17 protein-coding genes are annotated in these 26998 nt (G+C 66.2%); 13 read left to right on the forward strand and 4 right to left on the reverse strand.

The features are described 5' to 3' along the window. Positions 1–250 precede the first annotated feature (250 nt). The 4 genes from yidD (at position 251) to Mal64_RS02845 (ending at position 2165) form a co-directional block, all read left to right on the forward strand. Positions 251–646 carry a membrane protein insertion efficiency factor YidD gene (gene yidD / locus Mal64_RS02835; protein WP_146396740.1) on the forward strand — a complete coding sequence of 132 codons (396 nt, stop codon included), beginning with the start codon at positions 251–253 and terminating at the stop codon, positions 644–646. Between the two features lie 182 nt (positions 647–828). After that, entirely contained in the window at positions 829–990 is a 162-nt protein-coding gene (locus Mal64_RS19605) for a hypothetical protein (protein ID WP_197525384.1), read from the forward strand. Between the two features lie 193 nt (positions 991–1183). Then, on the forward strand, positions 1184–1774 hold the full coding sequence (locus Mal64_RS02840) for a hypothetical protein (protein ID WP_146396743.1): 591 nt from the start codon (positions 1184–1186) through the stop codon (positions 1772–1774). A 154-nt stretch (positions 1775–1928) separates the two neighbouring features. After that, positions 1929–2165 carry an addiction module protein gene (locus Mal64_RS02845; protein ID WP_146396745.1) on the forward strand — a complete coding sequence of 79 codons (237 nt, stop codon included), beginning with the start codon at positions 1929–1931 and terminating at the stop codon, positions 2163–2165. 6 nt (positions 2166–2171) lie between these two features. Here the strand turns inward: Mal64_RS02845 and Mal64_RS02850 are convergent, their stop codons facing one another. Then, entirely contained in the window at positions 2172–2441 is a 270-nt protein-coding gene (locus Mal64_RS02850; RefSeq protein ID WP_146396748.1) for a hypothetical protein, read from the reverse strand. Positions 2442–2502: 61 nt separating this feature from the next. Between Mal64_RS02850 and Mal64_RS02855 the strand changes: the two genes are divergently transcribed. Continuing rightward, complete coding sequence (locus Mal64_RS02855) at positions 2503–3093, forward strand: cysteine hydrolase family protein (protein ID WP_146396750.1); 591 nt, start codon at positions 2503–2505, stop codon at positions 3091–3093. A gap of 317 nt (positions 3094–3410) precedes the next feature. On the opposite strand, the gene Mal64_RS02860 is transcribed toward Mal64_RS02855, so the two are convergent. Beyond that, complete coding sequence (locus tag Mal64_RS02860) at positions 3411–4436, reverse strand: aldo/keto reductase (protein WP_146396753.1); 1026 nt, start codon at positions 4434–4436, stop codon at positions 3411–3413. Positions 4437–4759: 323 nt separating this feature from the next. On the opposite strand from Mal64_RS02860, the gene Mal64_RS02865 reads away from it, so the two are divergent. From Mal64_RS02865 to Mal64_RS02895, 7 genes are all read left to right on the forward strand, one after another. Then, a complete protein-coding gene (locus tag Mal64_RS02865; protein WP_146396756.1) occupies positions 4760–5200 on the forward strand; it encodes a GNAT family N-acetyltransferase in 441 nt (146 codons plus the stop codon). A gap of 494 nt (positions 5201–5694) precedes the next feature. Continuing rightward, positions 5695–14883, forward strand: a complete 9189-nt coding sequence (locus Mal64_RS02870; protein ID WP_146396759.1) for a tetratricopeptide repeat protein — start codon at positions 5695–5697, stop codon at positions 14881–14883. Positions 14884–14945: 62 nt separating this feature from the next. Then, positions 14946–16631 carry a hypothetical protein gene (locus Mal64_RS02875; RefSeq protein WP_146396762.1) on the forward strand — a complete coding sequence of 562 codons (1686 nt, stop codon included), beginning with the start codon at positions 14946–14948 and terminating at the stop codon, positions 16629–16631. Next, positions 16628–17623: an AAA family ATPase gene (locus Mal64_RS02880; RefSeq protein ID WP_146396765.1), complete on the forward strand. Its 996-nt coding sequence runs from the start codon at positions 16628–16630 to the stop codon at positions 17621–17623. The genes Mal64_RS02875 and Mal64_RS02880 overlap by 4 nt, the downstream gene beginning before the upstream one ends. A 100-nt stretch (positions 17624–17723) precedes the next feature. Then, complete coding sequence (locus tag Mal64_RS02885) at positions 17724–18605, forward strand: DUF58 domain-containing protein (RefSeq protein WP_146396768.1); 882 nt, start codon at positions 17724–17726, stop codon at positions 18603–18605. Further along, positions 18602–20560, forward strand: coding sequence for a vWA domain-containing protein (locus Mal64_RS02890; protein ID WP_261342159.1), 1959 nt, complete (start codon positions 18602–18604; stop codon positions 20558–20560). Before Mal64_RS02885 ends, Mal64_RS02890 begins: the two co-directional genes overlap by 4 nt. A gap of 7 nt (positions 20561–20567) precedes the next feature. Next, on the forward strand, positions 20568–23075 hold the full coding sequence (locus Mal64_RS02895; RefSeq protein WP_146396774.1) for a VWA domain-containing protein: 2508 nt from the start codon (positions 20568–20570) through the stop codon (positions 23073–23075). Positions 23076–23193: 118 nt separating this feature from the next. On the opposite strand, the gene Mal64_RS02900 is transcribed toward Mal64_RS02895, so the two are convergent. Next, the gene (locus tag Mal64_RS02900) at positions 23194–24369 is read right to left on the reverse strand and encodes a XylR family transcriptional regulator (RefSeq protein WP_197525385.1); all 1176 of its coding nucleotides are present in this window, start codon (positions 24367–24369) and stop codon (positions 23194–23196) included. A 512-nt stretch (positions 24370–24881) separates the two neighbouring features. On the opposite strand from Mal64_RS02900, the gene Mal64_RS02905 reads away from it, so the two are divergent. Beyond that, a complete protein-coding gene (locus Mal64_RS02905; RefSeq protein WP_146396780.1) occupies positions 24882–25973 on the forward strand; it encodes a mannonate dehydratase in 1092 nt (363 codons plus the stop codon). 76 nt (positions 25974–26049) lie between these two features. Here the strand turns inward: Mal64_RS02905 and Mal64_RS02910 are convergent, their stop codons facing one another. Beyond that, the gene (locus tag Mal64_RS02910; protein WP_146396783.1) at positions 26050–26856 is read right to left on the reverse strand and encodes a GDSL-type esterase/lipase family protein; all 807 of its coding nucleotides are present in this window, start codon (positions 26854–26856) and stop codon (positions 26050–26052) included. Positions 26857–26998 lie beyond the last annotated feature (142 nt).

Genomic DNA, 26998 nt, shown 5'->3' on the forward strand with positions numbered 1-26998 from the left:
GGCACAGCCTGACCTACGCACTCCGCGGCAAATCGCGTCGTCACAATCCCTGGAGGCAGCCCTGGACAGGACGGCGCGATGCGTTTTGCCCATGGACTCGGTCGGGCCGCCGATCCTGTATCGCTTGACGTGGGCGCTAGCGAATGCGCAGTGTATCTTCATAAGTGCGTAACACCCCTGCCGCAGGGAGGGTAAGAACGATTGCATTGCATCCGATGTAGTTCGGAATATTTCAGGGCGCCACCTACCCATGCTCACCCGCCTCTCGGTAAGCCTGATTACCTTCTATCAACGGCGTATTTCTCCCCACAAAGGGTTTTCGTGCGCGCACCGGTTGGTCCATGGCGGGGCCTCCTGCTCCGAAGCCGTGGCAGACATCGTTCGTGATCAGGGCGTGCTCAGTGGATGGGCCATAATTCGCCGCCGCTTCGCCGCCTGCAAGGCAGCGGCTGTCGAGCTGCGCTGCGCAGCCATGGCCGATACCGAACCCCATGGCGTCGAAGAAAAGAAACCGAACAAGCCGAGTAAGAATCGTGGCGCCGATAGCCCTTGGTGCTGTGATCTTAGCTTCTTACCGGTCTGTGGTGATGGAGGGGGCTGCGACGGAGGGGGCTGCGATATGGGTGGCTGCGACTGTGGCATCTAGGAGGGTGACGGCGGGTGGCCGGGGTCGCAGCGAAGCGGAGCCCCCGGCGAATCACCAACGCGAACTCCCCTCGCTAAACGCTTGGGGCGACGCCTTCGGCTTTGACCCCAGCCACCCGCCCGACGCCTACAAAGCGGGCAACCCAGGGCCCAACTCCTCTCATTCAACCGGCAAGCATCTCCATGAAAGCCATCAGCGCATCGATCGTCGTGCTCGCCGGCGCCCTGCTGTTGGCTGTTGGCTCCATAACGAACACCGACACGGGGTGGTTCGTCATGCTCGTCGGCTTCGGAGTGGGCCTCCTTGGACTATGGGGATGGCAGGCCGCCTTCCTGGAGAAGTAGCTAAGTGGGGGGCTGACCGATCGGGTTGGTGCGCACGGGGGCTTCCGCTTCGCGGTGCGTCCCCGCCACCCACCGATCGGTTGAGACGCGTGCCGCCCAATCGATGCGGCGGGTGGCACTGCCGAGGCTGCTGCTCGAAGCTACCTGGGCGCCACTGCCCGGCTTGCCCTAAAGCACTTGCCAAGGAATCCAGATGGCCGTTTACAGCACGCTCTTTACCGCTGCAGACACCGAGATTGTGGCCTGTTTTCCCGACGCCCGGCGGCGGCTCGCCACGCCTGTCACCCGCTCGGGCAGTAACCCGTTCACTGGCGAAGCGACGGAGTACACCACCTGGGACCCCGGAGCCCCGGAGGGCACGGCGCCGACGACCCTCGCCGGTCCTCAAGGACGGCCCGCCGTCGATCCCGTTGAGCCGGCCGACACGGACTATGCCAAGTATCTTGAAGCCAACGCCCCGCCGTTTGTCCGCACCTTCCCGCACGTCGCGCTCAAGTCGGTCGATCCCGGAGACATTGCGGAGGCCCTCGGCGTCGAGGACCCGCCCGAGTGGTTCTTCGACTGCCCCGACGACGAAGGTTGCGTTGTCGGCCTTCCCCGGCAGGCGCTGCGCCGTATCTCGACGATGGGCGAAGACGAGCGGCGCGAGTTCGCGGCCGAGTGGGCAACGCAGTCCAGCTGGCTGAGTGACCCGGGAGATTGCGACCACGTGCTGCGGCTCATCCAGCGGCTCGCCCACGGCGTCGGCGACGACGCCCACTTATTCAGCCACATGCTACCGTGACCCGCCGGGCGCACGGGGTCGCAGCGGAGCGGAGCCCCCGGCGAATCACCAACGCGAACTCCACTCGCTAAACGCTGGGGGGCTACGCCTTCGGCCACGCCCGCGCCACCTCAGCCGTTGTGATACAATACGGTTGCCCCCAAGGAATCAAACGATGGACGCCAGCGCCGACCACCTGCTCAACGAGGCCCTCCGGCTGCCCGCCGGCGAACGCGAGGAACTCGCGGTTCGCTTGATGGGGAGCGTCGAGGCGCCGGCTGAGGGGCTCACGCTCGATTCGGCCTGGGACGCCGAGATCGACCGTCGCGTCGCCGAGCTGCGCAGCGGCGCCGCCCCCACGGTCGATGCCGACGCCCTGCACGCGGAGCTGCGCGACCGTGCCCAGAGTTGAATTCGCCTACCACCGCGAAGCCGCCGCCGAACTCACGGAGGCCCACGCTTGGTACCGCCAGATCAGCGACCGTGTCGCCACTGCGTTTCTGATCGAGGCGGAGGCGGCGGTCGAGTCGATCCCAACCACCCGCAGCGATGGCCGCTCTACCGCGACGAGATTCGCTACGTACGGCTCCCAGGTTTTCCGTACGCCATCCTGTATCTCACGGAGGGTGAGCGAGCCGTCGGTGTCGCCGTCGCGCACCTGCACCGCCAGCCCGATTACTGGAAGCATCGAGTGCAGTAATGTGCGACACTCGTCCACACGACAGTGCCCAACGAAAGGACTCCCCCCCATGCCCACCATCCGTGAAATCGCCGGCCTCCCCAGCACACCCGCCAAGCTGAGCGAGTCGGCCCTCGTGCTGATCGACTGCCAGAACACTTACCGCGAAGGGGTCATGCAACTCGAAGGCGTCGAAGAGGCGCTCGAACACGCCAGAGGGCTGCTCGAGCGGGCCCGCGAGGCGGGCGTGCCGGTCTTCCACATCCAGCACGACGCCGGGCCGGGATCGCCCTACGACCTGACGGCGCCGTGCGGGCAGATCGCCGAGCCGGTGGCGCCGCGCGAAGGCGAGCCGGTCGTCGTCAAGAATTTCCCCGACTCGTTCGCCTCGACCGACTTGGGCGATCGGCTCCAGGCGGCCGGTTGCAAGAACCTCGTGCTGGCCGGCTTCATGAGCCACATGTGCGTCAGCTCCACCGCGCGCGGCGGCTTCGACCGCGGCTACGCCGTGACGGTCGTCGAGAACACGACCGCCACCCGCGAGTTGCCCGACGGCCACGGCGGCGTGATCTCGGCCCACGACGTGCAGCGCGCCAGCCTGAGCGGCCTGGCCGACCTGGTGGCGATCGTCGTCGAAGACTCGGGCGCGATCGCGGACTGACGTGTATTGAGTTGTCTTCGACTCGCTCCGTGGTGGCTGGCGCTGCCGTAGTACGCAGCCGGGTGCGCTGCTGGGGCTAGGCCAGCGCTACTTGCGGCGCTTTCGTGGCGGCTTCTTGTAGCCTTTGGCGACCCAGGTTTGAAAAACCTGGGCTACCCGGTGGGTCGCCGTGGGCGGGAGGTCGGGGTGGCGGGGGCGCTCCCGCCAGGGAAGCCCCCGGGCGAGCCGATCGGGGGTTGGTGCATCTCGGGGGCTTCCGCTCCGCGGTGCGCCCCCGCCACCCTTTCTTGGCGCCTGGCTGCCTGACTGCTTGGCTGTCACACGCCGTCGTAGCCGTCGACCGCGGCGGTGATGGTCGCCAGCTCGTCGGGCGTCAGCTCCAGGTCGCCGGCGCCGCAGTTCTCTTGGGCCTGCTCGGCGTTGCGGGCGCCGCAGAGCACGTGCGAGCAGCCGCGCACCGCGAGGGTCCACGCCATGCTCACCTGGCCCACGGTGGCGCCGTGGGCCTCGGCGATCGGCCCGAACGGCTCGAGCATCGAGAGCACCTTGCGGACGTTGTCGGGCGCGAACCGCGGGTTCTCGCGGCGCTGGTCGTCGCGTGGGTACTCGCGGTGGGGGTCGGTCTTGCCGGTCAGCAGCCCCTGGGCCATCGGGCAGTAGGCGAGCAGCGCCAGGCCGTCGTCGGCGCACTTCGCGAGGTTGGTCGATTCGAGCCCGCGGTCGAGCATCGAGTACATCTCTTGGTCCGTGTCGAGCTGGCCGGCGGCGCGGTACGCGTCGATCTGCTCCGGCGAGGCGTTCGAGACGCCGATCGCGCGGATCTTGCCCTCGTCCTTCAGGCGGAGGAGCGCCTCCATCCGCTCGTCGATCGGCGTGCTGTCTTGCTGCCAGTGCGTTTGGTAGAGGTCGATCGTCTCGACGCCGAGCCGCTCGAGGCTGCGCTCGACCTCCTCGCGGATGCCGTCGGCGCCGTTGTAGATCGACACGTCGAAGCTGTCGGGGGTCGGCTCGCCGCGGTCGAAGATCTCTTTGGTGGTCGAGAACTTGTGCGACGCACGCTCGAGCTGCTTCGGGCTGAGGTCCCAACGCATGCCGCACTTGGTCGCCACGACCACCTGGTCGCGGCGCCCCTGGATGGCGCGGCCCACGACCTCCTCGCTGTGGCCGAAGCCGTAGATCGGCGCGGTGTCGATCAGCGTGCCGCCGGCGTCGAGGAACGCGTGGATCGCCCGCACCGAGGCGTCGTCGTCGGGCTCGCCCCACATCCAGCCGCCGATCGCCCAGGCGCCGAACGCAACGACCGAGGCTTCTATACCAGAGGGACCGAGGGGACGCGTTTTCATCGAGCGGTGGCCTGGGCAGCGAGGATTGGGAGCGGGGCAAACGGTTAGCCGGATCGTCGCATAAGGGCCGGGGCGTGTCACTTCCCAATGGGGCCGCTCCGTTGGGCGGCTCACGGAGTTTGCGGCAAGTCGCCCTCTTCTCGGGCACGTTCTCGTCCCGTGCGGCGCCAGCCGGTAGGTTTCGCTGCAGCCTAGCGAGGCCTTTCATAGAAAGAGTGCCTTGGCCAACGACATCGACTGGGTGAACCTCGCGGCTGCGGTCGCTGTCAACCCAAGCCTGCCGCCCTTCGATATCCCCTTCTCCCCCTCAACCACACCCCGCCATGATCCGCCCCTACCAAGAGGACGACCTCCCGCGTCTGCTCGCTGTTTGGGAGGAGGCCACGGTCCTCGCCCACCCGTTTATGGACGAGGCGTTCCGCTCCGAGGCGAAACGCCAGATCGCCGAGGTCTTTATGCCAATCACCGAGAACTGGGTGTGGGACGCCCCCGACCGACCGGTGGCCGGGTTCGTCGCGATGCTGGGCGACGAGGTGGGGGGCCTGTTCGTCGCCCCCGAGCTTCAGCGCCAAGGCGCCGGCCGAGCGCTGCTGGATCACGTCGCCGAGCCGCGTGACGCGCTCGAGCTTGATGTCTTCGCAGTGAACGCCGTCGGAAGGGCGTTCTACCAGAAGTACGGGTTCCGTTTGACCGAAGAGAAAGTCCACGATGAAACGGGCCAGCAGGTGCTGCGTCTTCGCTGGACGCATTCACCGCGGGCTTAGAGCGTTTTTCGAATAGGTGTGGACGAGCGGGGAAGCGATTGGTGGCGTGGCGAGGAAGCCGAAGCAGGCAATGCGGTGCATTGTCGATGCAGGCTGACGAAGCCATGACGCCGATCGCGAGCCGAGCGTCTACACCAATGAGCAAACCGCTCTAGGTCGAAGGCTGCCCACTGCTTGGCTAATCCGACAACGCTGGGCAAGGCGCCATAAGGACCTACTAGATCCCGTCGTTACATAAACGGGGGCGGCACTGGGTAATTTCACCCTAGTCACGCGCTCCATTCACCTATCAACAATTCATCCAAGATCGCCCCCCTTTTGGCGAACCACACGGCGTGGCGTCAATATTCGTTGAGGAAGCTGGCAAATCGAGTTGCCGGGGCCCGGTGTGATAGGTCACAATCGCACCATACTTTTCTTCAGCTGCGATCGAGTCCGTTTTCTTGTCGTGAACAGACAGCTCTTGTCGTGAACAGACAACAAAGAGGCGTGGGATGACACGTTGGCGCCGGAAACCTTGGATTGCCGCGACAGTGCTGGGGCTGCTGATTGCCTGCACGATCGCTGACGCCGAGACCTCGAGTGATCAGCAAAACGCAACCGAGCCCCCCGCCGCGGCGGCCAAGTATCATCGCGTGCTGCTGCGGCGCCCCGATCCGGGGTACCTGTACGACCGGTTCATGGGCGCCTGGCTGGACGAGTCGTCGCACGAAGAGCTCGAAGCGTTCCTCGTCGAGCGGGCCAAGGCGTCGAGCGACGCCGCCGATGGGCTGCTGCTGGCGTTCTACTATTCCAAGCAGGGCGACGACCTGAAGGCGATCGAGCGGTTCCGTGCGACGCTCGAGGGGAGCCCCGGCTCGGCTTCCGCTTGGTACGAAAAGGCGGTGCTCGAGGCCCGCACGCTCGACTTCGAGACCGCGTTGTCCGACCTCGACGCGGCCGGCAAAGCCGACCCCGACGACGAGTTGTCGGTCAAAATCGCCAAACTCCGCGGCCAGTTGCTGGTGCGCGAACGCCGGCAAGAAGAGGCGCTGCAGGTCTTCAACGAGCTGCTGGCGGCTCGGCCCGACGACGCCGAGCTGGCTGAAGACGTGATCGAGCTGGAGGTCGACGAGCAGCTCTACGACGAGGCGATCGCCCAGTCGCAGCGACTCATCCAACAGACCAAAGACCCCTACCGCCGCGTGCTGCGCACGCTGCGTGTGGGCGACATCCACCAGCTGGCCGGCCGCCGCGACGAGGCGATGGCTGTTTACCGCGGCGTGCTGGGCGACATCGGCATGGGGAGCTGGCTGGAACGCGAGGTGCTCGCCCAGATCGAGCGGGCTTATCGCAAACAGGACGATGTCGCGTCGCTCAAAGACGAGTACGAGAAGCTCCTTGAGGAGCACCCACGCCGCGTGGGCGTGCACCGCGGCTACGCGAGCGTGCTGGTCGACTTGGGCGACGCCGACGGCGCCATCGAATGCTTCAAGAAAGTGCTGGAGATCACGCCGGGCGATCGCGCCAACCAAGAAGCTTTCGTGCAACTCTGCCTGCGAGCCGATAAAACAGCCGAGGCCCGCAAGCGGCTCAAGGCGCTCGTCGAGCAGCACCCCCGCGACGGCGAGTTGTGGCTGCAACTGGCCGAGCTGAGATCCAAGACCAAGGACCCCGCGGCGGCGGCCGCAGCGGTCGACGAGTTCCTGGCGGTCTCAGACAAAAGCGAGTACGCCCACCTGCGCGCGGCCCGGCTGCTGGAACGGCTCGAACTGGTCGACGGGGCCCGAGAAAAGTACGCGCTGCTGACCGACACGTTCCCCGATTCGCCAACCGCCAAGGAGTCGCGGGCGGCGTTCCTCTACAAAGCGGACGACAAGGAGCAGGCGATCGAGCTCTGGCTCGCCGCCGCTGAGGGCGACGACCCGCAGCAGGCGGTGCGGGTCGCCCGAGCTTTGGCGTCTCGGCAAGAGCACGAGGCGGCCCACGGGCTGCTCGACGCGCGCCGCGAAGCGTTCGCTTCCGACAGCCTGTTTCTGGGCCAGTTGATCGACGAGAAGCTAGCGCTCGAAAAGGCGGCCGAAGCCGTGCCGCTGGCGTTGCGACGCGTCGACCTTGCCGAGGCTCCGCGCGAATTGGAGGAGGCTATCTCGCAAGCGGCGCGGGTGATCGCCCGGGCGGAGGTGACCGCCGCGACCGCCGAGGACCTCTCGGCCAACGCCACGACGCCGCAACGCGTTTGCTTGCTCTCCGAGCTGCACGAGCAAACGGGCGACGTGCAAGCGGCCGACTCCGCCCTCGAAGCGCTGGCCGCCGCGGGCGACCCGCTCGCGATCGGCCAGCAGGTGCGGCTCGCCCAGCGACGCCGCGACTGGGACGCCGCGGCCGCCGCCGTGCGACGGTTGATCGACCTGCCCGGCGGCCGCAAGAGTGTGAACGTCCGCCGGTTGGTCGAATGCTACCAGCGGGCCTACCGGCACGACGATGCCCTCAAATGGATCCCCGAGTGGAAGAAGCTCTCGCCCGGCGGCACGTCTCCGTGGCTCACCGAGTCGCGTCTCTTGTTGATCGAGGGCGAGAAGGATGCGGCGCTCGAGGTGCTGCGCGAGGCGATGCGAGAATTCGAGGGCGCCGTTGAGGTACGCGACACCCTTGCTCGCACCTACGAGTCGGTCGGCAAGCTCGCCGATGCGGAGCGGATCTACTGGCGCGCGTTCGAAGACACCGAAGACGCCCTGGGCAAAGTGCGTGTGGTCGAACAGCTCGCCCGGCTCGCCCAGCAGCAAGGAAAGACCGAGAGCTTCGTGGCCAACCTTCAGGAGCGGCGCCGCGAGAACCGCACGGCGATCGAGCCACTGATGGCGCTCGCCGCGGCGCACCGCGTTGCGGGCGACTACGAGAAGCGGCTGCAGGTGCTGGCCGAGGCTGCCAAGTTGCGTCCGGACGACCTCTCCTTGCTCAGGCAGATCGCGACGATCCAAGAGCAAGAAGGCGACTGGGAGGCGGCCCGCGACACGCTGCAACGCGCCGCCCCGCTCGACAAGACCGACACCGTCGAACGCCACCTGGTACGGCTGCTGCTCCGCTGGGGCAACACCCAAGAAGCCTACGCCAGGCTTTACCGTCTCTCGGGCGGCGAAGACGCCGAATCCAAGGACCTCGAAGACCTCGCCGACGCGATGATGAGCGTGGGCGACTGGGATCAGGCCGCCCGGTTCCTCGAGCCGATCACCGAGCGTCGGCCAAACGAATACCGACTGCGGTACCTGCGGGCGATCGCCCTGGAGGAGTACGCCGAGCCGCTCGCCGCCGCCCAGGAGTTTCTCCGGCTGCTGAACACAAACGAGAGCGAGGCCGCCAAGAACCCACCGCCTGCCGCAGGTTCCATGACCGCCAACAGCTACTACGACCAGCTCAAAGAGGCTGCGCCTCCCGGCGTCGTGGAGCTGATGACCGCTGTGCAGAGCAGCCGCATGGCGTATCAGTACCGGCAAATGCGTGGGCGGAATCGTTACGCCGGAAGACACACCCAAGCCACCGTGAACCTGCCTGCTTCGCTCGAGAACGCACGCCAGCACGCGTTGGCGCACCTCGGCTCGGTGATGCGTTACCTGGAGGAGGGCGAGGCCGAAACGATCCGCGACGAGATCACTCGGATGCGTCTTCCGGAAGCGGATGCGCTGCTGTCGATCGGCGGCGAGACGAACAACCAGGCGGCGATGATTGCCGGCATGCTCGAGCGGCGCCCGGAGCGTGAGAGCGTGATGGCCTTCGCACTGCTCTGGGGCGGCCAAAACCACAACATTGACAACGATTTCTACCGCCGCTCTCGCGACGCCTTCGCCGATCGCTGGCCGCAGCTGGCTTTGCTCGCGGCGATCAAGGGGGCGATGGCTTCCGAGGAGATGCGGGGCGAGGAAGACATCGCGCTGGCCGAGCAACTGCTGCGAAGCGAAGACGAGCCGAACGCGATCATGCTGATGCAGGTTTTCCAGGCGATACGCAACTCAAGCGGCGTGGCGAGCGTCATCCCCGAGCGACTCCAAGAACTGATCCGCCGACGGCTTGTCGAGTGGTACCCCAAGGTGCGTGACTCGCAACCTTACGGCCAACACCTTTTCTCCATGGCGGCGGGGGTGCTGAAGTCGAGCCCCGACCCCACCGAATTCGTCCGCCTGCTCGAAGAGGAGGTCGTCCGACAGAAGAGCGACGGCGCCAAACATCCCCATGCGGCCGCGATGCACGCCCACCATCTCCAGCAAAACTTCCTCGCGCCGCCGAGTTTCCCTCCGGTGAGTTTGCAGGATTTCCCGTTGCAGGTGGTCGCCCTGCTCGGCGCTCAGCAGAGCAACAACCTGTTTTTCAACGCCGATCCCCGAGACGCAGCAGCCGCCCAATGGAGCGACGAGGCCGTCGATGGCCTGCTCCCCAGCGTGGCCGACCCGACCCTGCGAGTTCTGCTGGCGAACCACGTGGGCAGAGAGAAAGTCGTGGAAAGCGAGATCGCCGCGCTTGAGACCAAAGAGGGCCCTACGATCGACGATTGCATGATCGCCGCCGGCTGGGCCTGCCAGAACGACGAATTGGAGAAGGCGCTCGGTTGGTTGCAGAAGGCCCGCTTCTTGCCGATGGAGCGCGCGGTCCGGAACCACATCGACAGTCAGCTGGCTGGCGTCGCACAGCGGATCGCCAACGAGGCGGACCCCGACGTTCTCTCCGATGCCGAGAAGGGCGGCGACGTCCCGGACTGGCTGCTCGCCGGCCGCGAGGCGGCGATGCGTCTGCGGCAAGTGACCCTACAACCCAATCAGCGGACGCAACTCGGCACGACGATGGAGCTGCTCGGGCTCGAGAAGGAAGCGCGCCGGTTGACCGCCTCGGCGCCGGCAAACGCTGCAGGGTCCACAGCGACCCGTGTCGTGCTTCAATCGAGCGGGCCCACGCCCCAAAGCCAGATCGATCGCCTGCTCGCCGCCAACAAGCATGAGGCGGCGGCCAAGCTGCTCGCTCAAGAATTGCGCGGCATGATTTCTCAACACGGCCACCAGCCGGGCAATCGAAGCTATTTCAACCACGTCACGCGAGAATTCCGGGGACGGCTCAATAAGCTGGGCCTGACCGACGAAGTGCTCGCCGTGATCGATCCGGGCGATTCGCGGAACCCGCAGCGTGTGGTGGAGTTCGCCGAGGCGCTCGACGCGCTCGGCCAGAGCGAGAGGGCGCTCGAGCTGTGGGAACGTGCTCTGGAACTGCGGCCGCGAGAAGACACCTACCGCGTCAAGCTCATGCTCGCCAGCACCGACGCCGATCGCCTCGAAGAGGCGACAGCGCGTTTCGAGGAGTTCAAACCGGGGGGCGCCGAGGAACTTGCCGCGCAAATCCTCGCGTCCTACCAGAACAACTACCGAGACCCGTTCGAACCACGCTGGCGTCGCGCTGAGCTAGGGATCGCGTTGTTCGACCACGAATCGAACAGCCCTAGGGCCGACCTCGCCTGGGCGCCGCTGCTCCGCAAGAACCTGTCGAACCCGCAGCACGGCAACAACTCCTCGATGCCTTCGCTGTACCAGCGGCAAGGAAGCAACCGGCATTCGGACACGACGCGAGAGAACGAAGAGCGCCGCCGCGAATTGCACGACCGACTCTGCCGCAAGATGCTCGCGCACGCCGCCCTGGCCGACGAAGGTTTCATGGGCCTGATGGCCTCTTTCGAGGCGTCGGGCGGAGACCTCACCGACGCCCCCGAGTACGAGCAAATGGCGCGCGACGTGCTGATGAGATTAGAGGGCCGGCCCCTCTCGTCCGCAGCATTCCATCGGCACACGGTCCATTACAACCAGAGCGATTTGGTTGCGATGCGGCCGCCCGGGGAACATCTGGTTTGGGTCTGCTGGCGCGAAGGCGACTGGTCCGCGTTGGAGGACGAGGTGCTGCCCCACTTGCGTGACCACGGCCGCGGCGACCTCGCCCGGCGCCTGGAGGCGTACCGCGGGCTCTACGAGGCCGACGCGGAGGGCTTCGCCCAGGCGGCCCGTGAGTACCTGCGCCGCGTCCCCTCGGGTCTCACCCGCTACGACGTGGAGGAGCAGCCCGAGTTGCTCGTGATCGAGGCTTGGCGACGGCGCGACTTCGGCGGCGGTGAGGGCGCCGACCTCGACCCACTCGTCACGGGGTGGATGAAGCAAGTCGCCCAAACGGCGCGCAGCACGCGTATGCCTCCCTTCGTACTCGACTACGCCGAGGGATTGATCGAGCGCGATGGCGTTGCGGCGGCCGACGCTTGGCTTGAGCACATCGCCGAGCTGTTCGCTGGCCCCCGTGAGAAACGCCAAGACTACATCGCCAAGCACTTCACGCGTAATCAGATACAGTCCGGCACGCCAAACATGGCGATCCACTGTTTGGGTCACATGATCAGCGAGGCCCTCAAGCAACCCCGGCTGTTCGCCGCCGCGACGCGTTTGCTGAACGAGGGGCGTGTCAATGGGATCGTGCAGAACGCCGAGTACGCGATCCAACAAGGCTTGCAAAAAGCGCTCAACGACGACTCGATCGATCCGGTTGAGTTCTTCGAGGAGCTGGGCCTGCTGAGCGATGCCCCGCGCGACCCCACAGCGGGACTGGCGACCGAACGTTTCTACAACCTCCTCCGCTCGCGCCTCAGCCGGCAGGGAGAACGCGAGGATCGACTGGTCGAGGCTCTTGCCGATCGCCAGCCGCAGACAATCGGCGTGCTGATGCTCCGCTCGCTCGCACGCGACGCCGACAGCGACCTCCCCGCCAAGCTGCTCCAGCGCATCGGCGAGCAGCTCGATGAGCTTCGGGCGTTGGAGACCAGCCGCCAAACCGAGATCGCAAAACAGATCGACCAGATCACCCAGAGCACGGCCGAGGCGGCTCTCGTCAAGGCGAAGAACGAGAACCCCGCCGTCCAAGAGGCGAGCGATTGGCTCGAAGAACGGTTGCGTCAGGGTGGGCTCGCGGTTTGGGACAAGCTCCGCGAGACCAAGCGTTTCCAAGAGCTCGGCGTCGAGGGGCACCAACTGGACGAGTGGATGGCGCGGGAGCTGACGCCGCTCGTCCACGCCGATCCTGCCACCGCGGCCGAGGCGTTCTACAAGGTCATCGATCTCTACCACGACGCGGTCGCTAGCGGGTCGACCCATTATTACTTTGGCGGAAATACCGAGTTGCATCTGCTCCAGCAACTAGGTTACCGATCGCAAAACGGCGACCGCGGCTCGCTCGACATGGTGCGGCTTCACATCGCCTTGGCGCACAACAAGGGCGCCGAACGTTTCGCTCTTTCGCACAACACGTCTCAACGGTTTTTCCAAGCGTTCCGCCACAGGTTCGACTCGGCGATCCGTGAGAATCGGTCGAGCAAAGGCGATAACCAGCCGATCCAAGACTGCCTGCGGCAACTGGACGACGATCTGTCGGGGGACGATTCACCGTTGCTCCTTGCCGCCATGCTTTATGTGACACAGCGTGCGAGCCACCAAGACCTCGAGTCGCTCCAAGAGCTTCTCACGAACGGCGCCGACGAGGGGTTGGCCAATCCCAATTTGGTCGGCTATTTGCAAACGGCGACAGGATTGGCTCTCGACAATAAGGACCGCTCGCAGAGCAAATCCTTGGAGTCCCAGAAGCCGGCGCCTCACCACGAGCGGGTGATCGAGATTCTTTCCGACAAATCACTGCCACTCTCGGCGCGGATGACAGTCGCCTCGGGCCTGCTGCATTACGACAACGATATGATGCCGATCGAAACGGCTCGCGCCGTGGCGTGGCTCGGCGCCGAGGCGTTCGGTGGCGAGATCGCTTACAGCTACGAGTTGGAGAGACAGCTCGCTGAGAATCTCGAGACGCTGCTGGCGGAATCCACCGAAGACGAGGCCGCACTCGCGTTCCTCGAAGCTTGGCACCAGCGTTTCGTCCGGCGCCCGCCAAGCTCGAAAGCCCAGCATCACCTCCAGAAACCGACCGAGGCTCACGACGCCTCGGGGCTGGTGCGGATCCTGGCCGCGAGTTACCTGATTGGAGACAGCGCTTCGGCCCATCGCCTGCTGCACAAGTACTCGGCCAAGATCGCCAACCGTCAAGAAACAATCGCCCTGGTCGCCCGCGAGGGGGAGATCAAACGCGCCGCGGCGTTAGCCCAGCGCGGCTGGAGCAACCTGCCCAGCACCAACCTGAGTCCCCCCTGCGTTCATTACGACGAGCGGATCGAACGCGTGATGCCCGAGCTCATCAAGGCGATCGGCGACCGTTCGCTCGCCTACTTGATCGAGGCCTCCATCGCCCGGCTCCCCGATCCGAAGGGCGCCGAGGACGCGGTCCGCGACGAGCGGCTGTCCGCCGTCGCCGAGCGTTTCGAACAGGCCGATATCAAGCAGCCACAGATGCGCCGGATCACGCTGCTGCAGTTAGCGGCCCGCGACGCGGCGCTCGACCAAGTGGCCGAGCCGTTGCGCGAAGCGGTCGAGCAGATCGACCTCGTCAAACTGGCCGAGCTGAACGTCTCCGACTTTGATGAGGCGGCGCTGCTGGTCGCCAGGCACGCCCACTGGGCGGCGCGTCGCGGCGACCCCGGCCCCGCCGCCGAGCTGATCACCACATTGATGGAGGCCGACACCAGCCGCATGTGGCGTCTGAACAACGTGATGCACCAGCACGGACAAAGCACGATTCGTCTGTTGGCCCATCAAATACGAGACTACGACGCCGAGGCGTGCGAACAGTTGGCCCCGTTGCTCCGCTCGCTCACCACCAACGACGAGTGGCGCAACATGGGGGGCAACCAGAGCCAGGAGCTCACGATGCTCACTCACCTGAAGGCGGGTCTGATCGACGAGTATTGTGATTGGCTCGCGGGGCTCGAAGAATCATCCGTCAGGCAATTCAGACAACGCGGCGTGTACAACGACATGTGGAAGTCGGTCGAGGAGACGCTCGAACTCAAGGGCGAGCCGCTAGCGACTCGCATCGATCGCCTAGTCGACGTGATCCGTATGGCCCACGCCAGCGGCTGGGTGTTCGCCAGCGATCCATCACGCGTGAGCCTGCGTTTCCGCGGAGGCCACAAGAACTTCGAGCCGTACAAGGCGTTCTTCTCGAAGGAAGAGCTTCCCGAGGCGGTTCAAGGCGTCGCCAGCCGTGTCCCGGCAGACGGCTTGACTTGGTTGGCCGGCGCCGCGGCGCTCAAACGGTCCAAGCAGTACGCCGAGGCCGCCAACGCGTTCGAGGCGTCGGCAGACGCCGCGCCGAGCGGCCAGGCGGTGCGTGCTTATCTTGCCCGCCTTGAGGCCGTACGCTGCTATCTCCAACCGGGCCAAACCGATAAGGCTCGTAAGCAGATCGATGAGCTGGGCAACACGCCGCCGCCATCGGATGCGGCTGAAAACCAGTATGATTCCCTCGTCCTGCGGATCGACAAGCTCACCGCCGAGCGAGACAACAATCACGACGAAGCATCCGACACGGCGGTTGAGACGAACGCTTCCGAACCGGCCCCCTCCACGGCTGACGCCACAACCCATGATGAGGGCGGAGAGACTGCCCACGACGAGGCTACTCACGACGAGGCTACTCACGACGAGGCTGCTCACGATGAGGCTGATCACGACGATGAGAAACCCGAAGATACCGTCATCGAAAACGAAACGTCGGAGCCAGACGCCGCGTCCAACCAAGCGGCGTAGCGTCTGAGCCTGCGGCGGCCATGTGTTTACTTTCCTATTTCCCCTAGCGTGCGGAGACTCGGATGCCTGCCTCGCGTGACCAAATCGAAGCGTTCTTGCGGCTCGTTGGCCGGCGGCTCAACATGCGCCGCCTGGCGGCGACGGCCGTCTGGGCCGTGATCGCCGCATCGCTCGTGCTGCTCGTGGCGGGGGCGAGCTACATCGCCCGCGGCCACGCTTTTGACCTCCGCTGGTACGGCGCCGCGGCGTTAGCCGCGGGCGCCGCCACGCTGCTTGCTTGGGTGGTGCGGTTGGCGCGGCGTGAGTCGTCGGCGCGGTTCGCCGATCGGCACTTCGGACTCAAAGACGCGTTGGTCTCGTCGCTGCACTTCGCCCGCGACGGCAAGCGCGAAGGGTTTTACACCCTGCAGCAAGAGCAGACCGCCCAACGGGTGGCGGGCCTCGACGCCGAGGCGATCGACTGGCGGCCATCGCAGCGTCCCCTGGCGGCCGCCTGCTGCCTGGCGGTGCTCGCCATCGCGCCGGCCCTGCCCCCCACCAGTCAGACGGTGCTCGACCGCATCGCCCTGGAGGAGCAAACGCTTGAGCTCAGCGAACGGTCGAACCAAGAACTCAAAGAGCTCGTCCGCGAGCTGAACGAGCAGGTGGCCGATCCGCTCGAGCGGGAGATGATCGAGCCCGACAAGCTGCGTGAGATGGTCGAGTCTTTGGAGAAAACATCGGACCAGAAAGCGGCGTTGCGGCAGTACGCCCGCCTTGAGAAGCAGATCCAGGAACAGCTCACAAAGCTCTCACAGCGTCGCGACGAGCAGTTGATGTCCGAAGCGGCCGTCGAACTCGCCAAGGATCGCGCCACCCGGCCGCTGGCGGAGGAGCTCGCCAAAAAGAAATACGACGCCTCGGCCGAACATCTCGAGCAGATGAAACCGACCAAGACCCCCAAGCTAAGCGAGCAACAGAAAGAGGTGGCCCGCCTCGAGGCGGCCGCCAAGCGGATGGCCGCCGCGGTTCGCAACCAGCGCGGCCGGGGGGCCTCGGGGGGATCGTCTCCCTCGTCCAAGAGCGGCGAATCGGCGGGCGCCTCCGGCTCGTCGTCGGGCAAGGGGGGCTCGGCCGACGGATCGGGCGGGTCGGGCGGCGGCGCCATGGGCGACGCGATCGAGGACCTCGAAGCTTCTCTCTCGAAGTGGAGCGAGTCGCTCCGCGAGGCTTCGCGCCAAGAGAAACAGCATGGCAAGTGCGACGCGAAGACCGCCGGCGAGTGCAAGGAGTGCCGCAGCAAGTCGCTCTCGGACCTCAATAGCCTGAAGAAATGCCTCACTCGCATGGCGATCAAGAAGAAAGCGTGCGACAAGCTCGGCGGACTCTGCAAGGCCTGCAGCCGGTGCCAGGGGGGAATGTGCCAGGGGGCAATGTGCCAGTCCCCCAAAGCTGGTGGCAAGAAGGCCGGCACGGGATCGAACCTGGCCCTGCGCAACGAGCGAGACACGCTGCTGGACAACGGCCAGACCGAGACGCTCAAAGGCGTGAAGAGCGGCGACGGCCCGTCGCAAACCACCGTGGAAACGGCCGAAGAGGGGACCGGCGTCTCCGGCCGCGCGGCGGTCGCCCAGCGTCGCGAATTCCGCCGTCAGTTCGAGTCGTTCGTCAGCCGCGAGGACGTTCCCGAAGAGCTGCGGACGGGCGTGAAAGAATACTTCGAGTCGATCCACATCGACGCTCAATCACCAGTCGAGGAGTCGCGATGACGGTCGCCAGCCCTGAAGAAGTCGCCCGCGAATCGGCGGAGAGGTTTGTCCAGCGTTTCGACATGATCCGCACGGAGGTCGGCAAATTCATTGTCGGCCAGCACCGGCTGGTCGAGGACGTGCTCTTGGCGATCGTGTGCGGCGGCCACGTGCTCTTGGAGGGCGTGCCGGGTCTCGGCAAAACGGCCCTGGTCCACTCGTTCTCCGAGGCGTTGGACCTGAAGTTCCAGCGCATCCAGTTCACGCCCGACCTGCTGCCGGCCGACATCGTCGGCACCCAGGTGCTCGTCGACCGCGAGGGGCACAAGCGGCTCGAGTTCGCCCCGGGCCCGGTGTTCTGCAACTTGCTCTTGGCCGACGAGATCAACCGCGCCACGCCCAAGACCCAGTCGGCCCTGCTCGAGACGATGCAAGAGCACAGCGTGACGGTGGCGGGCCAGACCCACAAACTCGGCTCGCCGTTCTTCGTGCTGGCCACCCAGAACCCGATCGAGCAAGACGGCACCTACCCGCTGCCCGAGGCGCAGCTCGACCGGTTCTTCTTCAAGCTGCTGGTCGCCTCGCCCTCGCACGACGACTACGCCGAGATCCTCAACCGCACGGGCGGCAACCACCGCCCAACCGTCTCGCCGGTCGTCTCGGGCGAAGACATCCTGGAGATGGGCGCCACGCTGCGTGAAACGCCGATCGACGAGACCGTGCGTGACTACCTGATCCGCGTGGTCCGCGCCACCCACCCAGAGAACGAGGAGGCGCCCGAAGCGGTCAAGCGGTTTGTGCGCCACGGCGCCTCGCCTCGCGGCGCCCAAGCGATGCTGGCAGCCAGCCGCGCGCGAGCGCTGCTGGCGGGGCGGTTCCACGTGTCGCGTGACGACGTGGCCGAGGTCGCCGTTCCCGCCCTCCGCCACCGCATCATCCTCGGGTTCGAGGGCGAAGCCGACGGCGTGCGCACCGACCGCGTGATCCGCGACGTGCTCGAGGCGCTCGGCTGAGTCGTTCCCACCCCCGCTGCGTCCGGCAAGCTCCCGCCGCCGAGCGCCCCCGTTCTGCTTCTACGCACTGCCCCAGTTCCGCGCCACCACCGAAGACCGCATGGCCGCTGGCGAGATGAAACTGACCGACCCGCAGTTCATCCAGCGGCTGGAGTCGCTCTACCTGCTTGCGCGCAAGGTCCTCGGCGGCTCGTTGCAGGCCGACCGCAAGAGCGTGAAGAAGGGCGCCGGCGTCACCTTCGCCGACTACTCGGAGTACTACTACGGCGCCGACTTCCGGGCGATCGACTGGCGGGTGTTCGCCCGCTTCGAGACGCTGGTCGTCAAGCTGTTCGAATTGGAGGAAGACGCCACGATCTACCTGCTGATGGATTGTAGCCAGTCGATGGCGTCGAAGTTTCCTTACGCCAAGCAGCTGACCGCCGCGCTCGCCTACATCGCGCTGAGCTCGCTCGATCGTGTGGCGATCTACGGCTTGGGCGACGGGCTCACGCCGGTGCTCGAGCCGTGCCGCGGGCGCGCCAAGGCGTTGGCCATGCTGCGCGGTCTCGAAGACGCCCCGCTCTTGGAAGGCGACACGCGTTTCAACCTGGCGGCGCGCCAGTTCCGCGCCCGCCACGCCCGCCGCGGGCTGGTCGTGGCGATCTCCGACTTCTTGTTCCCCGAGGGCTTTGAAGAGGGCCTCAAGTTCCTCGGCTACCACGGCCACGAGGTCTACGCCCTGCAGGTGCAGGACGAGGGCGACACGCGGTGCGAGCTGCGCGGCGACGTCGACCTGGAGTGCGTGGAGACCGACGCCCGGCTGCGGGTGACGGTCTCGCCCCGCGAGGCCCGCCTGTACGAGGAGGCCGTCGCCGAGTGGAACGAGTCTCTCCGCCGCTGCTGCGTTCGGCTCGGTGTGGGCCTCGCCGCGACCACGCCCGAGGCGCCGTTCGAGCGAGTGGTGCAAGACATCCTGCGTCGCGGGGGGCTGGTCGCTTGACATTCGCCTCGCCCGCCATGCTCTGGTCGCTGCTGGCGATCGCGCCGCTCGTTGCGGTCTACCTGCTGAGGGTGCGTCCGCGCAAGCGGCCGACGACCGCCTACTTCTTGTGGGAGAAGATCTTCCACGAGAAGCAGTCGACCCGGCTCTGGCGGCGGCTGCGGGGGCTGCTGTCGCTGTTGCTGATGGCGCTCGCGTTCGCGGCCGTGGCGTTCGCCTTGGCCGAGCCGCGTTGGAGCGACGCCCCCCGCCCCGACCTGCTGCTGCTGATCGACAACAGCGCCTCGATGAACGCCGAGGAGGGAGGCGCCACGCGGTTGGAAATGGCCAAGGAGCGGGCCCGAGACTTGGTTCGCGCGCTCGACGGCGTGCAACGCGCGGCGGTGGCGACCGCCGCCGACCGGCTGCGGTACTGCTCGCACTTGAGCGACAACCCCCGCGAACTGCTCGCGGCGATCGACGCCATCGGCCCCACGAACGAGGCGTTCCGCACCGCGGCCCTTCCCCAGCCGAAGCAAGATGACGAGGCCCCGTCTACCGAGGCGCCGTCCCCCGAGGTTGAGCAAACCGAGGTCGACGAAACCACAGCGACGCAAGACGCCCCCCCCGCTGAAGAAGCCGACGCCGCGACACAGCGGCGGGTGCTATTGCTTAGCGACGGCGTGCTCGGCGGCGCCGAGACGCCCGCCGAGGTCGAGCTCGTCCGCGTCGGATCGCCACGTCCGAATGTCGGCGTCGTGGCCGCCGACCTTGCCTTTACTCCCGGCAGCGTGTCGCAGTTGAGTTTCTACTACCAAATCGCCTCGACGCACGAATCGATGGTGAGCGTCGACCTGTTGCTTTACCACGAGCATCCCAACGACCAAAGCGCCGGAGGCCGGACGCTGGCGAAGGTCATCCCGCTCGACGTCGCGCCGGGGCTCAACGCACCGCGGGTCATGACGGTCGACGGCGCCGAGCCGGGCCGCTGGGTCGCCGAACTCGACATCGACTCGCTCGTAAGAGCCTCTACGGAGAAGGGCGCTGGTGCGACAGGGCTGAGCGACAGCCTCGCGGCCGACAACACGGCGTGGCTCGTCGCCCGCCGGCCTGATCCGATCACGATGAGTGTCGCCACCGACGAACGCTATTTCCTTGAACAAGGGGTGCTGGCGTTCGACCGCACCGAGGGGGGGCTGCGGCTCGTTGAAAGCGGCGGCGAGGTCGTGCTCGCCGTGGGCGCCGCCGACGCTCGCGACGGCGAGGAAGACTCCGCCGCTACGATCGTGTTCAGCCCTGATGGCGAGTCGCGTTGGTGGAGCAGTCTTGGCGAAGAGATCGAGGTCGCGGCGCCGCGTGTCTTGATCGAGGGTCATCCCTTGTTGCGTGGTCTCGACCCGCTGTCGATCCGATACGCCGGCGCTCGCCAGATCGAACCGCCCGCCGGCGCGCAGGTTCTGGTCGCCTCGGAGACCGGCGCGCCGCTCATTTATACGGCCCGAGACTCGGGCGCCGCTGCCGTGGTGGTGAACCTCGACCCCGTGGCGGCCGAGTTTTACTACAGCGCTTGGTTCCCGGTTCTCACTCACTCGGCGGCGCACCATTTGGTCGGTCGCGAAGAGCCGCTGCTCGCCGTTTACCGCCCGGGAGATACGCCCCGGCTGCCCGTTCCCGATACCACAACCGGCGCCGAGCTGATCGATCCTTTGGGCGATGCGCATGTCGTCCAAGGCGCCGTGGTCCCCGCCTTGGCGTCGCTCGGCTTCTACGATGCGCGGCTCGATGACGAGGCATGGCCGCTTGCTTGCGGCCTGCTCAGTGCGGGCGAGACCCTGCTCTCGCCGCCTCAGGCCGATCCGGACACCCCCGCCGTCGACGTGGCGAGCGGCTCGCCCCCCTCCACGTGGTTGGTCGCGCTCGCCTTGTTGGCCGTGTCGGCCGAGTCGCTCCTCTATCACCGTCGCAAGGTAGGTTGAGCACCGCGTGGAACTCCTCTCCCTCGAACCGCTGATCTGGCTGTCGGCCATCTTGCTGCTGGTCGCGGCGTTGCGCTACAGCTTGGTCGACCTGCCGATGTGGCGACAAGCGCTGTCGGTGGGGCTGCGGGCCTTGGCGATCGTGGCGTTGGTGCTCGGCCTCTGCCGTCCGTACTGGCTCTCGCCGGGCGAAGACCTGCACGTGAACTTCCTGGTCGACGTGAGCGATTCGGTCGACCCGGACGCCATCGACAACGCGGCCGATCGGGTCGCCGCCTCGATCGAGGCGCTCCATCCGGGAGACGGCTGGTCGCTGTTCGCCGTCGGCGCCGAGGCCCGGCCGCTCGACTCGCCCGAGCGGCTGAAGGAGCTCACCGCCGGGTGGCGCGAGGGAGGCCCGAGCGGCGGCATGCGGGGCGAGTCTCGCTTGGCCGAGGCGATGCTCGAGACGCGTCTCGCGTTCCCCGCCGGCAAGACGCGTCGCGTGGTGCTGATGACCGACGGCCGCGAGACCGCCGGCGCGCTGCACGGGGCGATCGATCAATTGGCCGAGGAGCGGACCGACGTGCGGCTCGCCCGCCTCGACACCCTCGCCGAGGCCGAGGCGAGCGTCGTCTCGTTCGAGGCGGCTTCGCCGATCGCCTACCAGGGCGAGGTGATCCGCCTGCGGGCCAAGGCCGCCGCCAACCGCACGATGCAGGCCGAGGCGCGACTCGTGCGTGACGGCGTCGTCGAGAGCAAGCGGACCATCACACTCAAGCCCGGCGAACCGACTCCGGTCGATTTTGATGTCGAGGCGCGTTCGGCGGGGGCGGCCCGTTACAGCGTTGAGATCGTCCCGGAGGAGGACCGCTTCCCGCTCAACAACCGGGCGTCGACCGCGGTCGAAGTGCGCGGCAAGCCGCGTTTGCTCGTGCTCCACGAGAAGCCGCGCGACATGCGGCCGCTGCGTCGCGCGCTCGAGCAACAAGGGCTGGAGCTCGACGTGCGTGGTCGCCTGGGCCTGCCCGGGTCGATCGAAGAGATGCTGGCGTTCGAGGCGATCGTGCTGGCCGACCTGCCGGCGACCGACCTCTCGCCGCGTCAGATGGACGCGCTCAAGCGTTACGTGATCGACTACGGCGGGGCGTTGGCGATGCTCGGCTCGGAGAACAGCTTTGGGTTGGGGGGCTACTTCAAGACCCCGGTCGAAGAGGTCTTGCCGCTCGTCTCAAGGTTCGAGAAGGAGAAAGAAAAGCCCTCGCTCGCCATGGTGCTCGTCATCGACAAGTCGGGATCGATGCAGGGGGCGCCGATCGCGCTGGCCCGCCAAGCCGCCAAGGCGGCCGCCGAGCTGCTGAGCCTGCGCGACCTGATCGGCGTGGTCGGCTTCGACGGCCAGCCCCACACGATCTCCGAGCTGCGATCGGCAGGCGACATCGACGCGATACACGGCTCGATCGATTCGCTGCAAGCGGGCGGCGGCACGTACCTTTACCCCGCCATGGTCCAGGCCCGTGACATGCTCGAGACCGCGCCCGCCAAGATCCGCCACATGATCGTGCTGAGCGACGGCCACACCCAGCCGGCCGACCATCACAGCTTGGCGCAAGAGGCTTCGGACGCCGGCGTGACCGTTTCCACGGTCGCGCTCGGCGCCGCCGACAAGCAGCTCTTGGCGAGCATCGCCGATATCGGCCACGGCCGTTACTACGAGACCGACGACCCCTCGAACGTGCCGCAGATCTTCACCAAGGAGACGATGCAGGCCAGCAAGTCGGCGATCAAGGAGGACCTTTACGCCGCCGTGCGCACGGGCGACCATCCGATGCTCAGCGGTTTCGGCGAAGACGACCTGCCTTTCTCGCTCGGCTACGTGATGACCGAGGCCAAGCCGACGGCCCAATTGCTGCTGGCCGCGGAGACGGGCGACCCGCTGCTGGCGGTCGGTCGCTACGGCCTGGGGACCGGGCTTGCCTTCACCTGCGACCTCACGGAGCGATGGGGGGGCGAATGGCTCGCTTGGGGCGACTGCGGCAAGTTTTGGGCGCAGGTTATTCGTGGCGTCCTCCGCAAAGCGTACGCCGAGGGCCTGCTAGTCCACGCCGAGGCCCATGGAGAGCTCTGGCGGATCGACGTCACACGGCGCGACGAGTCGGGCGCCCCCGTGGGGGGTCTTGTCTGGGATGCCGCGGTCACCGACCAGTACGGCGCCCAAACTCCGGTCGAGGTGCACGAGGTGGGCCTGGGCCGCTACTCGGCCGAAGTCCCGCTCGGGGGCGCCGAGCGGCTCAGCATGCGGCTGCTCGACACGGAGTTCGGCAAACTCAAAGTGCTGCATTGGCAACGCCCGTACCCGGCCGAATACGCGCTATTGAGCAAAGCGGACCCGTCGCTTGAAGGGCTTGCGGGGTTCTCTCCCGATACGCTTCGCGAGGGTCTCGAGCCCGAGCCGCAGCGCGAACCGGTAGCCCCTTACTGCTACTTCACGGCTCTCGCGTTGCTGCTGGCGGGCGTGTTGGTGCGGCGGCTGTGACCGGCTTTGGGTGAAGGCGACCGGTTCTAGTGCGAATAGCACGGATGCGTAGCGTGTGTGGCGGTGTGATTCGACGTCGAAATGGCGAAAACAACGCTACGGCTAGCGGTAGTGCGATCTAGGGGGTCATGTCCGCACGGAAGGCGCCTGGCGTGCAACCCATGCGGCACTGAAAGAACTGGATGAAATAGCCTGTCGACCCGAACCCTGCGAGCCGCGCCACCTGCGATACCGAATAGGTGGTTTCGAGCAACAAACGCTTGGAATTCTCGAGCCGCACCGTTTGCACCTCGTCGAGAATGCTGCGACCGAGTGATTGACGGAATCGCTTTTCGAGGCTCCGCCGCGAGACGTTGAGCTCATCGACAATCGATTTGACCGTGATCCCCACCCCCTGACGCGAGTGGATGATCTGCAAGGCGGCGGAGACATCGTTGTCTTCCACCACCACGATCTCACTCGAGCGGCGTGTGACGATGCCCAGTGCGTCGACCTTGATCGCTTGCGCGCGGTCGATGTTCCCCGACATCAGGCCGTCGAGCAACGCGGCGGCTCGGTAGCCCGCGGTCTCGATGTTGAGCGACACGCTCGAGAGCGGCGGGTCGGCGAGGTCACAAAAAACCTTGTCGTTGTCGACGCCCACCACGGCCACGTCGCCCGGGACCTCAACGCCGGCGAGGGCGCAGGCCTCGAGCACCTCGCGGCCCCGGTCGTCGTCGCAGGCGAACACGCCGATGGGCTTAGGCAATTCGCGTATCCATTCCGCCAACACGGACTGTTCCCGCTCCCAAACCTGCTGCCGGGGCTTGGTTGGCGGCTCGTAGGCGATCGGCTCGATGCCGTGAGTACCCAGGTAATCGCGGAACGCCAGCTCTCGACGCTTGGACCACTCCCGGTCGCCGATCCCGACGTAGGCCATCCACCGGAACTGACGCTCCAAGAAGTAGTCCGCCACCATCCGCGAAACCTCGGCTGCGTCAGAACTCACTTCCGACAACGAGTGCAGCGGGTTGTCCTCGGAGAGCTGCTCGTCGGTCAGCCCAACGGCGATGGTCGGCACCCCGGCCTCAAGGATCTTGGCGGCAACGCGTTGATTGGGGATGCGGGCGATGATGCCGGTGCCGCCCCACTGGTGCATCTTCGGGACAACCTGCTCGTAGTCGCCCGGGCTGATGTGAAAGCTCCAGGGCCCGTGCTCGTGTGAGTAGCGAGCGATTCCCCTCAAAAGATCTCGCCCGAACACGCGCGCCGTTTCAACGAGCAAAGCAACGCGGTATTGAGGCGGTGTGAGCATCGACAAGAAGTGGAGTGATAAATGGGGCGCCACTCTGGCACAGACGATCATCGGCGCTAAAGCGACATCGAGCATTCGCAATCGGCTCCGGAAGACTATCGGAGTATCGCCGCAAGCACATGTCGCAATGGCGTAAAACATGTCTGTTTTTGCGAACCCCGACTATAGCTTGCCCGCCAACGGATTGAAGGTGGCGAACCAGGGCAATCCGTCGCTTTCCCCTGAGATTCAAAGCCCCCAGGAGGGGCAAGCGGTTGAACAAGCCGTCGAGGCTCGCCGGCGCCGTGGCGTGGTGGTCGCCTGGCGATCGGCTTTCGAGACTGCCGCTAGGAACACAAGAAACGCAGGACGGTCCATTGCCAAACGCCCTCGCATGGGCCTTGGGGCCGATGACTCAAATGCGTAGAATTATTATGCGAATGCGACGGAGGTCTACCGACAGCTTGCGAAAACCCGAGGCTGGGAGAACCATAGGAGCTCTTCTCGACTTTCCACGATGAGGCTGAGGCGGCATGAAACTTGGAATGGGGCTCTACCGCCACATGCTCAACCGGGACAACTACCGCTTCGCCCGCCAGTGCGGTGCGACGCACCTAGTGATCCACCTGGTCGACTACTTCCGCGGCCACCCCGACAACCCCACCGGTGACCAGCCGACCGGCGGCGACCGCGGCTGGGGGCTGGCTGGCGATCCCGACCGGCTCTGGACGGTTGAAGAAATCGTGCGTGTCCGAGACGAGGCGGCCGCCGAAGGGCTCACTCTCGAGGCGATCGAGAACTTCGACCCGGCCCATTGGCACGACGTGCTTCTCGACGGCCCGCAACGCGATGCGCACATCGAGAACGTGAAGACCTTGATCCGCCGCGTGGGCGAGTCGGGCACGCCGATCTTCGGCTACAACTTCAGCATCGCCGGCGTGTGCGGACGGGTCACCGGTCCTTATGCGCGTGGCTCCGCAACCTCGGTCGGCATGGACGGCCCGTACGACAAGCCGATGCCGCTGGGCATGGCTTGGAACATGACCGTCGATCCGGCGGCGCCCCAGGGCGACGCCCCCGCCGCGACTCACGACGAACTCTGGGGCCGTTTCCAACGGTTCCTCGACGAGGTGATGCCGGTCGCCGAGGAATCGGGCGTGCGGTTGGCCCTGCACCCCGACGACCCGCCGATGGAGTTCATGCGCGGTCAACCGCGGCTGGTCCACCGACCGGAGCTCTACCAGAGGGTGATCGACATGCGGCCGAGCCCCTCGAATCAACTCGAGTTCTGTGTCGGCACGATCGCCGAAATGCCGGACAGCGACGTCTACGACGCAACCGAACGCTACGCCGCTCAAGGCAAGATCGGGTACGTCCACTTGCGGAACATTGCGGGCAAAGCGCCGCACTACCACGAGACCTTTGTGGACGACGGCGAGGTCGATGTGCCTAGGGTGCTAAGCCTTTTGCACCGCAATCATTTCCAAGGGGTCATCATCCCCGACCACGCTCCCCAGATGACCTGCGACGCGCCGTGGCACGCCGGCATGGCCTACGCGATGGGCTACCTGAGGGCGGCTATTGACGCGGTATTGGCCGAATCGGCCGAGCCGTCGTTGGCCTAGAGGCCGCTGCCGACCAGCCGGAGAAGCACGCCGCCGCACACGCCCCGCGTCGAAACGAGACGCCCCGCGATGCGGTTCACTTGGCCGCCGACGGGTCGCCCGTGGGGGGTGGCGAGAGGTCTTGCTCTGCCGGGGGACCGAGCAGATCGGTCAGGTGCGGCTTCAGCGCGGCGGCCCAGATGTCGTAGCCGCTGGCGGAAAGGTGCAGCCCATCGACGGTAACCCCTTCGAGGAGCCGTCCCTCGTCGTCGGTGAGGCGATCGTTGATGTTGATGAACCGCAGGCCCTCGCCATCGGCCAGACCGGCCAATCGCTCGTTGATCGTGGCGATCATGCCGTTGACCGCCGGGTTGTCGCCACGCGGGAAGACGCCGGTAAGCAGCACGGTCGCGTGAGGGGCCTTCTCCCGGCTTGCGGCCAAGATCGCTTGGATGCCACGGACCACCTCGGCCGCTTTTTGCTCGGCCTGCTCGTCGTTGTACTGGCGCCAGCCGATGTCGTTCGTCCCGGCTTGCAAGACCAGGACCTTCGGGTCGATCCCTTCCATCTCGCCGTTCTCGATTCTCCAGAGAATGTTGTGCGTCGTGTCGCCCCCCCACGCAAAGTTGGCGGCGTTCCAGCCATGGAAGTGGCTCCGCCAATTCTGCTTCAGGTCGGTGTAAGCCGGGTCGGTGCACCCCCACCGCCGCGTGATCGAGTCTCCCTGGAAGTAGACATCGATCTTTCCCTGCTTGAGCTTTTCGAGCAGTTGCCGATGCGCGGTCTTCGAGTTCTGATCGCCGCGCGGCCAAGCCTCAAAGTCGGCGGCCGTCGCCGGGTCGATTAACAGACCGAGCGTCGCAAGGACAAGCAAACAAAATACGCGGCTGGAGTGAGAGATCATCGCTATTCGCTTGTTGATACCAGAGAAGCATCACCGCACCGGACGGTCGCCCCCCAGCTTACCGCCTCGACGCGTGGTTCCACCGCCGGAACGCAATAGCACCACCGGTTTACGCATCTGCGGAGTAGGCGTCGACTGCTGC

Source organism: Pseudobythopirellula maris, from assembly GCF_007859945.1.
GTDB lineage: Bacteria > Planctomycetota > Planctomycetia > Pirellulales > Lacipirellulaceae > Pseudobythopirellula > Pseudobythopirellula maris.

Coding starts and splice junctions, on each gene's coding strand:
- yidD (WP_146396740.1), top strand. CDS start 251: ATGCTCACCCGCCTCTCGGTAAGCCTGATTACCTTCTATCAACGGCGT.
- Mal64_RS19605 (WP_197525384.1), top strand. CDS start 829: ATGAAAGCCATCAGCGCATCGATCGTCGTGCTCGCCGGCGCCCTGCTG.
- Mal64_RS02840 (WP_146396743.1), top strand. CDS start 1,184: ATGGCCGTTTACAGCACGCTCTTTACCGCTGCAGACACCGAGATTGTG.
- Mal64_RS02845 (WP_146396745.1), top strand. CDS start 1,929: ATGGACGCCAGCGCCGACCACCTGCTCAACGAGGCCCTCCGGCTGCCC.
- Mal64_RS02850 (WP_146396748.1), bottom strand. CDS start 2,441: ATGCTTCCAGTAATCGGGCTGGCGGTGCAGGTGCGCGACGGCGACACC.
- Mal64_RS02855 (WP_146396750.1), top strand. CDS start 2,503: ATGCCCACCATCCGTGAAATCGCCGGCCTCCCCAGCACACCCGCCAAG.
- Mal64_RS02860 (WP_146396753.1), bottom strand. CDS start 4,436: ATGAAAACGCGTCCCCTCGGTCCCTCTGGTATAGAAGCCTCGGTCGTT.
- Mal64_RS02865 (WP_146396756.1), top strand. CDS start 4,760: ATGATCCGCCCCTACCAAGAGGACGACCTCCCGCGTCTGCTCGCTGTT.
- Mal64_RS02870 (WP_146396759.1), top strand. CDS start 5,695: ATGACACGTTGGCGCCGGAAACCTTGGATTGCCGCGACAGTGCTGGGG.
- Mal64_RS02875 (WP_146396762.1), top strand. CDS start 14,946: ATGCCTGCCTCGCGTGACCAAATCGAAGCGTTCTTGCGGCTCGTTGGC.
- Mal64_RS02880 (WP_146396765.1), top strand. CDS start 16,628: ATGACGGTCGCCAGCCCTGAAGAAGTCGCCCGCGAATCGGCGGAGAGG.
- Mal64_RS02885 (WP_146396768.1), top strand. CDS start 17,724: ATGGCCGCTGGCGAGATGAAACTGACCGACCCGCAGTTCATCCAGCGG.
- Mal64_RS02900 (WP_197525385.1), bottom strand. CDS start 24,369: ATGCTCACACCGCCTCAATACCGCGTTGCTTTGCTCGTTGAAACGGCG.
- Mal64_RS02905 (WP_146396780.1), top strand. CDS start 24,882: ATGAAACTTGGAATGGGGCTCTACCGCCACATGCTCAACCGGGACAAC.
- Mal64_RS02910 (WP_146396783.1), bottom strand. CDS start 26,856: ATGATCTCTCACTCCAGCCGCGTATTTTGTTTGCTTGTCCTTGCGACG.